Origin of the sequence: Rhizobacter sp. (assembly GCF_031412495.1) — a bacterium.
Classification (GTDB): Bacteria; Pseudomonadota; Gammaproteobacteria; order Burkholderiales; family Burkholderiaceae_C; genus Schlegelella_A.
On record NZ_JANODC010000335.1, the window covers coordinates 1 to 10,605 of the forward strand.

The 10,605-nt window shown below is 71.1% G+C and carries 4 protein-coding genes and 1 pseudogene; all 5 read left to right on the forward strand.

The window, feature by feature from the left end; all coding sequences use genetic code 11:
* The first annotated feature begins 180 nt into the window (after positions 1-180).
* Positions 181-3,324: an efflux RND transporter permease subunit gene (locus AC30N0_RS12340; RefSeq protein WP_489518206.1), complete on the forward strand. Its 3,144-nt coding sequence runs from the start codon at positions 181-183 to the stop codon at positions 3,322-3,324.
* Positions 3,325-3,658: 334 nt separating this feature from the next.
* A complete protein-coding gene (locus tag AC30N0_RS12345; protein ID WP_489518207.1) occupies positions 3,659-6,880 on the forward strand; it encodes an efflux RND transporter permease subunit in 3,222 nt (1,073 codons plus the stop codon).
* The gene (locus tag AC30N0_RS12350) at positions 6,877-8,346 is read left to right on the forward strand and encodes an efflux transporter outer membrane subunit (protein ID WP_489518208.1); all 1,470 of its coding nucleotides are present in this window, start codon (positions 6,877-6,879) and stop codon (positions 8,344-8,346) included. Before AC30N0_RS12345 ends, AC30N0_RS12350 begins: the two co-directional genes overlap by 4 nt.
* Before the next feature lie 61 nt (positions 8,347-8,407).
* Entirely contained in the window at positions 8,408-10,081 is a 1,674-nt protein-coding gene (locus tag AC30N0_RS12355) for a long-chain-fatty-acid--CoA ligase (RefSeq protein ID WP_489518209.1), read from the forward strand.
* A gap of 129 nt (positions 10,082-10,210) precedes the next feature.
* Positions 10,211-10,605, forward strand: a pseudogene (locus AC30N0_RS12360) (hypothetical protein); the annotation flags it as partial.

The following is a 10,605-nucleotide window of genomic DNA, read 5'->3' on the forward strand; positions in this document are numbered from 1 at the left end:
CGCAGGTCGACTACCCGACGATCCAGGTGCAGACGCTGTACCCCGGCGGCAGCCCGGACGTGATGTCGCGCACCGTGACCGCGCCACTGGAAAAGCAGTTCGGCCAGATGGCGGGACTGCAGCGCATCGCCTCGACCAGCGCGGCCCGCGCGACGGCAACGGTGCCCCGACCACCTCGCCGTGAGCCCGTCGCGCCCCTTCATCCTCCGTCCGGTGGCGACCTCGCTGCTGATGGTGGCGATCGTCCTCGCCGGACTCGTCGGCTTTCGCGCCCTGCCGCTGTCGGCCCTGCCGCAGGTCGACTACCCGACGATCCAGGTGCAGACGCTCTACCCCGGCGCCAGCCCCGAGGTGATGGCCAACACGGTGACGGCGCCGCTCGAGCGCCAGTTCGGGCAGATGTCCGGCCTGCAGCGGATGAGCTCGACGAGCGCCGCCGGCGCGTCGATCATCACCCTGCAGTTCTCGCTCAGCGAGACCCTCGACGTTGCCGAGCAGGAGGTCCAGGCCGCGATCAACGCCGGCGCCTCGCTGCTGCCGGCCGACCTGCCGGCGCCGCCGGTCTACGCCAAGGTAAACCCGGCCGACGCGCCGGTGCTGACGCTGGCGATCTCGTCCGAGACGGTGCCGCTCACCGAGGTGCAGAACCTCGTCAGCACGCGGCTGGCGCAGAAGATCAGCCAGGTCGCCGGCGTCGGCCTCGTCTCGCTTGGGGGCGGGCAGCGGCCGGCGGTGCGGATCCAGGCCGACACCCAGTCGCTCGCCTCCTACGGCATCGGCATCGACACCCTGCGCACCGCCATCACGCAGGCCAACGCGAACAGCGCTAAGGGCACCTTCGACGGGCCGCGGCGCAGCTACTCGATCAACGCCAACGACCAGCTGCTGACCGCGGCAGACTACAAGAACCTGATCGTCGCCTGGCGCAACGGCGCGCCGGTGCGCCTCGGCAACGTCGCCCAGGTGGTCGAGAGCGCCGAGAACGCGCGCCTCGGCGCCTGGGCCGGCCAGGCCGCCGACGCGGCGACCGGCGCCGAGGCCGTGCTGCGGCCGGCGATCATCCTCAACGTGCAGCGCCAGCCCGGCGCCAACGTGATCGCCACCGTCGACGCGATCAAGGCCCGGCTGCCCGAGCTGCAGCGCGGCCTGCCGGCGAACCTGCGCGTCGAGGTGCTAGCCGACCGGACGACGGGCATCCGCGCCTCGGTGCTACACGTTGAGATCGAGCTGCTGCTCGCCGTGGCGATGGTGGTGCTCGTCATCTTCGCCTTCCTGGGCAGCCCGCGCGCCACCGTCATCGCCAGCCTGGCCGTGCCGATCTCGCTGGTCGGCACCCTGTCGGCGATGGTCCTGCTCGGCTACAGCCTCAACAACCTCAGCCTGATGGCACTGACGATCGCGACCGGCTTCGTCGTCGACGACGCCATCGTCATGATCGAGAACATCTCGCGCCACATCGACGACGGCGAGCCGCCGCTCGAGGCGGCGCTGAAGGGCGCGTCGGAGATCGGCTTCACCATCATCTCGCTGACGGTGTCGCTGATCGCGGTGCTGATCCCGCTCCTCTTCATGGGCGACGTCGTGGGGCGGCTGTTCCGCGAGTTCGCGGTGACGCTGGCGATCACCATCCTCATCTCGGCGGTGGTGTCGCTGACGCTGGTGCCGATGATGGCCGCGCGCTGGCTGAAGCCGAAGCGGGAAGAGGACGCGAGCCGCCCCGGCCTCGCGGCGCGCCTGCAGCGCTCGTTCGCCGGCGTCGTCGACCGCTACGACCGGGCCCTGGTCTGGGTCCTCGACCGCGAGATGCTGACCCTCGCCGTCGCGGCGCTGACGCTCGTCCTCACGGTCGTGCTCTACTTGGTGATCCCGAAGGGCCTGTTTCCGACCCAGGACACCGGCCAGCTGCAGGCGCGCATTGAGGCCGCCCAGGACGTGTCGTACGCGCGCATGGCCGAGCTGCAGCAGGCCGCGGCGCGGGCGATCCTGCAGGACCCGGCGGTGCAGAACCTGGCCTCCTTCGTCGGCGTCGACGCCGCCAACAACACCATGCTGCACACCGGCCGCATGCTCATCAACCTGAAGCCGGAGCGCGAGGCGCAGGCGGTGGTCATGGAGCGGCTGCGCGAACGGGCGCGGCGCGTCGCCGGCATCACGCTGTACCTGCAGCCGACGCAGGACCTGACCATCGACGCCGAGACCGGGCCGACCGAATTCCGCGTCTCGATCGAGGGCGTCGACACGGCCACGGTGAACACCTGGGTCGGCCGCCTCGTCGACGAGATGCGGCGCTCGGACCGCGTCCGCAACGTGACCAGCGACGCCGGCGCACTGGGCTTCGCCGCCTTCATCGAGATCGACCGCGACACGGCGGCGCGCCTCGGCGTCACCGCCAGCGCCATCGACGACGCGCTCTACAGCGCCTTCGGCCAGCGCATCGTCTCGACGATCTTCACCGAGACCAACCAGTACCGCGTCATCCTCGAGGCGCAGCCCGGCATGCTGAGCTCGGTCGAGGGGCTCGGCAAGCTCAACCTGCGCACCGGCTCCGGCCAGCCGACGACGCTGGACGCAATCGCCCGCATCACGGAGCGCCAGGCGCCGCTGCAGGTCACGCACGTGGCCCAGTACCCGGCGTCGACGATCGGCTTCGACACCGCGCCCGGCGTCTCGCTCGGCGCGGCGGTCGACTCGATCCGCGCCGCCGCGAAGACGATCGGCCTGCCGGCCTCGGTGCAGCTCAGCTTCCTCGGCGCCTCGGGCGCCTACGAGAACTCGCTGACGAACCAGCTCTGGCTGATCCTCGCCGCGGTGGTCTGCGTCTACATCGTCCTCGGCGTCCTGTACGAGAGCACGATCCACCCGCTGACGATCTTGTCGACGCTGCCGTCGGCCGGCGTCGGCGCCCTGCTCGCCCTGCTCGTCAGCGGCAACGGGCTCGGCGTGATCGGCATCATCGGCATCATCCTGCTCATCGGCATCGTCAAGAAGAACGCGATCATGATGATCGACTTCGCCATCGACGCCGAACGCACGGAGAACAAGGCGCCGCGCGAGGCCATCCACCAGGCCGCGCTGCTGCGCTTCCGGCCGATCCTGATGACGACGCTGGCCGCGCTCTTCGCCGCCATCCCGCTGATGCTCGGCTGGGGCGAAGGCAGCGAGCTGCGCCGCCCGCTCGGCCTGGCCATCTTCGGTGGCCTCATCGTCAGCCAGCTGCTCACGCTCTTCACGACGCCGGTGATCTATCTCGCCTTCGACCGCCTGGGCCGCCGCTTCCGCGGCCGACGCGAACCCGATGCTCTGGCCGGGCAGGCTGCGCGATGACGTGCGGCGACGCATCCATCAGGCGGTGGAGCAGGGCGGTGGGGGGCGCTGCTCCGCTCATGTCCCCCGTCCCCAGCCTTGCGGCTGGGGCCTCCTCCTTTACTTCGCTGCGCAGCGCCCCCCACCACCCTGCTCCCGCAAGGCCGTCCTGGCTCGCCGAGAAGAGCGGTCCGGCCGAGGCCATCGGGTGGCCGACGGAGCGAAGTAAAGGAGGAGGTCCGAGGCGGCGCCTCGGACCGGGGGACATGAGCGGAGTCGGCCGCCCGGTGGCCTCGGCCGCAAGCAATACGGACCGGGTCCGGCGTCCGGTGGGCTCGGCCGCGAGCAGGGCGCGATGAATCTTTCTTCCCCTTTCGTCAGCCGCCCGATCGGCACCGCGCTGCTGACGCTCGGCATGGCGCTGGCCGGGATCGGCGCCTTCTTCGCGCTGCCGGTCGCGCCGCTGCCGCAGGTCGACTACCCCGCCATCTCGGTCAGCGCGCAGCTGCCGGGGGCGAGCCCGGAGACGATGGCGACCAGCGTGGCGACGCCGCTCGAGCGCCGGCTCGGCAGCATCGCCGGCGTCAACGAGATCACCTCGAACAGCTCGGTGGGCTCGACCCGGATCAGCCTGCAGTTCGCCCTCAGCCGCGACATCGACGGCGCGGCGCGCGAGGTGCAGGCGGCGATCAACGCCTCGCGGGTCGACCTGCCGGCGACGCTCCGCAGCAACCCGACCTACCGCAAGATCAACCCGTCGGATGCGCCAGTGATGATCCTCGCGCTCACCTCGCGCACGATGTCGCCGGGCCAGGTCTACGAGGCGGTGTCGAACATCGTCAGCCAGCGGCTGGCGCAGGTCGAGGGCGTCGGCGATGTCGAGCTCGGCGGCAGCACGCTGCCGGCGGTGCGCGTCGAGCTGCTGCCGTTCGCGCTGAACCACCACGGCCTGAGCGCCGAGGACGTGCGGGCCGCGATCCAGGGCTCGAACGCGACCCGGCCCAAGGGCGTGCTCGACGCCGAGGACCGGGCGCTGCAGATCTACACGCAGCGGCCTGCACGGCGCGCCGCCGACTACGCGCCGATGGTCGTCGCCTGGCGCAACGGCGCGGCGATCCGCCTCTCCGACGTCGCCCGGGTCGAGGACGGCGTCGAGAACAACCGCACGCTCGGCCTCTTCAACGGCCGGCCGGCGGTGATCGTGCTCGTCACCCGGCAGCCCGGCGCCAACGTAATCGAGACCGTCGACGGCGTGCGCGCCCTGCTGCCGGAGCTGCGCGCGCAACTGCCGTCGGGGGTCGAGCTCGAGGTCGCGTCGGACAGCACGAACTCGATCCGCGCCTCGCTGCTCGAGATCGAGCTCACGCTGCTGATCTCGATCGTCCTGGTCGTCCTCGTCGTCGGCGTGTTCCTGCGCAACCTGCGCGCGACCCTGATCCCGGCGGTCGCGACGGTCGTGTCGCTGCTCGGCACCTTCGCCGTGATGTTCCTGCTCGGCTTCTCGCTCAACAACCTCAGCCTGATGGCGCTGACGGTGGCGACCGGCTTCGTCGTCGACGACGCCATCGTCGTGCTCGAGAACACGAGCCGGCACATCGAGGCGGGCATGGATCGCCTGCAGGCGGCGCTGCTCGGCGCCCGCGAGGTCGGCTTCACGGTGCTCTCGATCAGCGTCTCGCTGGTCGCGGTGTTCATCCCGCTGCTCTTCATGGAGGGCCTGGTCGGTCGCCTCTTCAAGGAATTCGCGGTGACGCTGTCGGTTGCGGTGCTCATCTCGCTCGTCGTCTCGCTGACGACGACGCCGATGATGTGCGCCTGGCTGCTCAGGCCGGCCAACGCGGCGAAGCGGGCGCCGGGCCGGCTGGCCGGGTGGGCCCAGGGCGGCTACCGGCGGATGCTCCGCGTCTACGAGCAAAGCCTGGACTGGGCCCTGGCCAGCCGCTGGCTCGTGCTCTTCATCCTGCTCGCCGTCGTCGCCCTCAACGTCTACCTCTTCGCGGCGGTGCCGAAGGGCTTCTTCCCGCGCCAGGACTCCGGCCAGCTGCAGGGCGGCCTGCGCGCCGATCAGAGCATCTCGTCGCAGGCGATGGGCGAGAAGCTCCGCCAGGTGGTCGGCATCATCACGCGCGACCCGGCGGTGGCGACCGTGGTCGGCTTCACCGGCGGCGGCCGCGCCGGCGGCGGCTTCATGTTCGTGAACCTGAAGCCTCTCGCCGAGCGCGCCGACAGCGGCCAGGCGGTGATCGCACGCCTGCGCCCGCAGCTGGCGCAGGTGACCGGCCTGACGGTCTTCCTCAACCCGGTGCAGGACGTGCGCGCCGGCGGCCGGCAGAGCAGCTCCACCTACCAGTACACGCTGAAGAGCGACAGCCTGGCCGACCTGCGCGTCTGGGCGACCCGGCTCGCCGAGCGCATGAAGCAGCAGCCGGAGGTCGTCGACGTCGACACCGACCAGCAGGTCAACGGCGTCGAGACGCGGGTCGAGGTCGACCGCGACAGCGCTGCTCGTCTCGGCCTGACCTTGACCGCGATCAACGCGGCGCTCTACAACGCCTTCGGCCAACGCCAGGTCGCGACGATCTACGACGAGCTGAACCAGTACAAGGTGGTCATGGAGTGGGCGCCGCCATACACGCAGGGGCCGAACGCGCTCCACGACGTGTACGTGCCGGCGCGCAGCCAGGCGGGCGCGGCACCGGCGGCGTCCGGGGTGAGCACCCCGCCCGGCGCGGCCGCGAACCCCGGCGCGCGCGACCCGTCGACCGGCAGCGCCCTCAGCAACACGCCGACGCCGCTGGTGCCGCTCACCGCGGTGGCGCGCTTTCGCGAGGGCGCGACGCCGACCTCGATCAGCCACCAGGACGCCGAGCTCGCGACGACCATCTCGTTCAACCTGCCCGAGGGCGGAACGCTCGACGAGGCCGGGCGGGCGATCCGCCAGGCCGAGGCCGACATCGGCATGCCGACCCACGTGCGTGGCTCGTTCCAGGGCACGGCCCTCGTGGCGGCGCAGTCGCAGGCGCAGCAAGCGATGCTCATCCTCGCGGCGATCGCCGTCATCTACCTGGTGCTCGGCATGCTCTACGAAAGCCTGGTCCATCCGGTCACGGTGCTGTCGACGCTGCCCTCGGCCGGCGTCGGCGCCGTCCTCGCCCTGCTCGTGTTCCGGATGGAGTTCTCCATCATCGCCCTCATCGGCGTCCTGCTGCTCATCGGCATCGTCAAGAAGAACGCCATCCTCATCATCGACTTCGCGCTCGAGGCGGAGCGAACGCGCGGCCTGTCCGCCGTCGAGGCCGTGCGCGAGACCTGCCTGCTGCGCTTCCGGCCGATCCTGATGACGACCCTCGCGGCCGGGCTCGGCGCGCTGCCGCTGGCCATCGGCTTCGGCGAGGGCGCCGAGCTGCGCCGGCCGCTCGGCGTCGCCATCATCGGCGGCCTCGTCGCCAGCCAGCTGCTCACGCTGCTGACGACGCCGGTCGTCTACGTCCTGCTCGATCAGCTGCGGACGCGACGGCTGCGGCACCGGCCCCCACCGGCCGCTCCGGCGCCCAGTCTCGCGGGGGGTGCGCCATGAGCGCACGCACGGACGTCCGCCCTCCGCGCACCGAGCGGCCGCTGCGCCTGCGCCTGCGCAGCTTCGGGATCGCGACCCTGGCCGCGGCCCTGGCCGGCTGCGCCAGCGGACCCGACTACCGGCGCCCGGACGCCGCCGCGCCGGCCACCTACAAGGAAGCGGCGACCGCAGCCGGTGCGACGTGGCTTCCGGCCGCGCCTTCCGACACCCTGGACCGCGGCCCCTGGTGGCGACTCTTCGGCGACGCCGAGCTCGACCGCCTGATGGCGCAGGTGGAGCCGGCGAACCAGGGCGTTGCCGCGGCGGTCGGCAGCTACCGGCAAGCGCAGGCCCTGGTCCGCGAAGCGCGCGCGTCTCGCTTCCCCGCCCTCGGCGTCAGCGTCACGGCGCGGCGAAGCGGCGGCCGGAGCACGCCCGAGCAGTCGTCGCTCGGCGCGTCGCTCGACGCCGACTGGGCACCCGACATCTGGGGCCGGCTCGGACGCGGCGTCGAGCGCGTGCGCGCCGGCGAGCAGGCGAGCGCCGCCGACCTGGCCGCGGCGCGCCTGTCGGCGCAGGGCGAGCTCGCCACCGACTACTTCCTGCTGCGCGAAGCCGACGCCGAGGCGGCGCTGCTGCAGCAGACGCTCGAAGGCTACGAGCGCAGCCTGCAGATCGCGCAGAACCGCTACGCCGCCGGCATCGTCGCGCGCACCGACGTGCTGCAGGCCGAGACGCAGCTCGCCAGCACGCGCGCCGAAGTCGCCGCCCTGCGCGCCGACCGGGCCCGCTTCGAGCACGCCATCGCCGTGCTCGTCGGCAAGGCGCCCGCCGAGTTCTCCTTGCCCGAGGCACCGTGGACGACGACGGTGCCGGCCGTGCCGCCGGGCCTGCCCTCGACCCTGCTCGAGCGCCGGCCCGACATCGCCGCCGCCGAGCGCGCCGTCGCTGCGGCGAACGCGCAGATCGGCATCGAGCGTTCCGCTTTCTTTCCGAGCCTCACGCTCGGCAGCTCGCTCGGCTCCGGCGGCTCGCGCATCGGCGACCTGTTCAGCGTGTCGGGCGCGCTGTGGTCGCTCGGCGCGTCGCTGGCGCAGACGGTCTTCGACGCCGGGGCGACGCGCGCCCGCGTCGCCGGCGCCGAAGCGGCGCGCGATGCCGCCGTGGCGCGCTACCGGCAGACCGCGCTCACCGCGTTCCAGGCCGTCGAGGACCAGCTCTCGACGACGCGCTCGCTCGCCGAGCAGGGCGACCTGCGCCGGCAGGCGTCGAACGCGGCCGACCTGATCGAGCAGCAGATGCTCAACCGCTACCGGGCCGGCCAGGTCAGCTACACCGAGGTCGTCACGACGCAGGCCTCGGCCTTGTCGGCGCGGCGCTCGCTGGTGCGCATCGCCGTCGACCGCCAGGTGAGCGCCATCGCCCTGATCCAGGCCCTCGGCGGCGGCTGGTCGACGAGCAGCCCCGTCGCTATCGAAACACCCTAGCCTTGCGGCGCGGACCGTCCGTCAGAATTCCCGCTCACTTCGAGGGAGCCGGGCAGGAACCATGGACAAGATCTGGCTGAAGCAATACCCGGCGGGCGTGCCGGCGGAGATCGACGTCGCGCAGTACCCGTCGCTGGTGGCCCTGCTCGACGAGAGCTTTCGCCGCTTCGCCGATCGCATCGCCTACAAGTTCATGGGCAAGGCGATCACCTTCCGGCAGGTCGACGATGCCTCGCGCGCGCTCGCCGCGTGGCTGCAGGCGCAGGGCTACGCCAAGGGCGACCGCATCGCGATCATGATGCCCAACGTGCCGCAGTACCCGGTCGCCGTGGCGGCGATCCTGCGTGCCGGCTTCGTCGTCGTCAACGTCAACCCGCTCTACACCCCGCGCGAGCTCGAGCACCAGTTGAAGGACTCGGGCGCCAAGGCCATCCTCATCGTCGAGAACTTCGCCTCGACGCTGCAGAAGGTCATGGCCGCGGTGCCGACGAAGACGGTCGTGCTCACGGCCCTCGGCGACATGCTCGGCTTTCCGAAGTCGATGATCGTCAACACCGTGGTGCGCAAGGTGAAGAAGATGGTGCCGGCCTTCGAGCTGCCCGGCGCCATCCGCTTCAACGACGCCGTGGCGCAGGGCCGCGGCAAGACCTTCACGCCGGCGCAGGCCGGCCCGGAGGACGTCGCCGTGCTGCAGTACACCGGCGGGACCACGGGCGTGAGCAAGGGCGCCGTGCTGCTGCACAGGAACCTCGTCGCCAACATCCTGCAGTCCGAGGCCTGGTACCAGCCGGCGCTGAAGAAGATCCCCGCCGGCGAACAGATCGTGACGATCTGCGCCCTGCCGATCTATCACATCTTCGGCTTCAACACGAACATGATGCTGGCAATGCGCATGGGCGGCGCCAACATCCTGATCGCCAACCCGCGCGACCTGCCGGGCATGTTCAGCCAGCTGAAGGGCGAGAAGTTCCACAGCTTCCCCGCCGTCAACACCCTGTTCAACGCGATGGCCAACCATCCGGACTTCGGCAATGTCGACTGGACCGGCCTCGTCATCTCGGTCGGCGGCGGCATGGCGGTGCAGAGCGCGACCGCCAAGCTCTGGCTCGAGAAGACGGGCTGCCCCATCGTCGAGGGCTACGGCCTGTCCGAGACCTCGCCTTCGGTGAGCTGCAATCCCGTCGACAGCACGGCCTTCAGCGGCAACATCGGCCTGCCGATGCCGAACACCGAGATGAAGCTGCTCGACGACGACGGCAACGAGGTGCCGATGGGCATGCCGGGCGAGATCGCGATCAAGGGCCCGCAGGTGATGGCCGGCTACTGGCAGCGCGACGACGAGACGGCCAAGGTGATGACGGCCGACGGGTGGTTCCGCAGCGGCGACATCGGCGTCGTCGACGAGCGCGGCTTCTTCAAGATCGTCGACCGCAAGAAGGACATGATCCTGGTCAGCGGCTTCAACGTCTACCCCAACGAGGTCGAGGACGTCGTCACGCAAATGCCCGGCATCCTGGAGTGCGCGGCGGTCGGCGTGGCCGATGCCAAGGCGGGCGAGGCCGTCAAGCTCGTCATCGTGAAGAAGGACCCGGGCGTGACCGAAGCGGCCGTCCGCGCCTACTGCGAAGCCAACCTGACCGGCTACAAGCGGCCGAAGATCGTGGAATTCCGCACCGACCTGCCCAAGACGCCGGTGGGCAAGATCCTGAGGCGGGAGCTGCGCGACAAGGTCTGACGGGCCCGCAAGCCGTCCGGCGCCCAATCCTGCACTGTCCGCGCCTGCCTCGGCCGGTTCGCCGGGCGTGGCTGCTGCTACATTCACCCGCCGCAGGGTTCAGGAGATGCGGATGAGCGGAGGGAACCGGTGATCTGGGCGAAAACTGACGCGGGCCGGGCCGAGATGCAGCAGCGCGCGCTGGTGAAAGAGCGCCCGCAGCGCAACCTCCTGCTCATGATCGACGGCAAGAACTCCGAGGAGAAGCTCCTCGCCGGCCTGGCCGGTATCACGGCCCAGGACTTCAAGACCCTCGAAGGCCTCGGCCTCATCACCCAGCTTGCGGCGGCACCCGCGCCGGCGCCGCCTGCACCGGGTGCGGAGGCAGCGGCAGCCGCCGGCCGACCCGTCGACATCGACATCGATGCCGCCACGATCGACTTCGCGACCCTGCGCGGCGCCCTCGGCAAGCTCATCTCCAAGGAGCTCGGCATGCGCGGCATCGGCATGTCGATGGTCCTCGAGGAAGCGATCACCGTCGACGA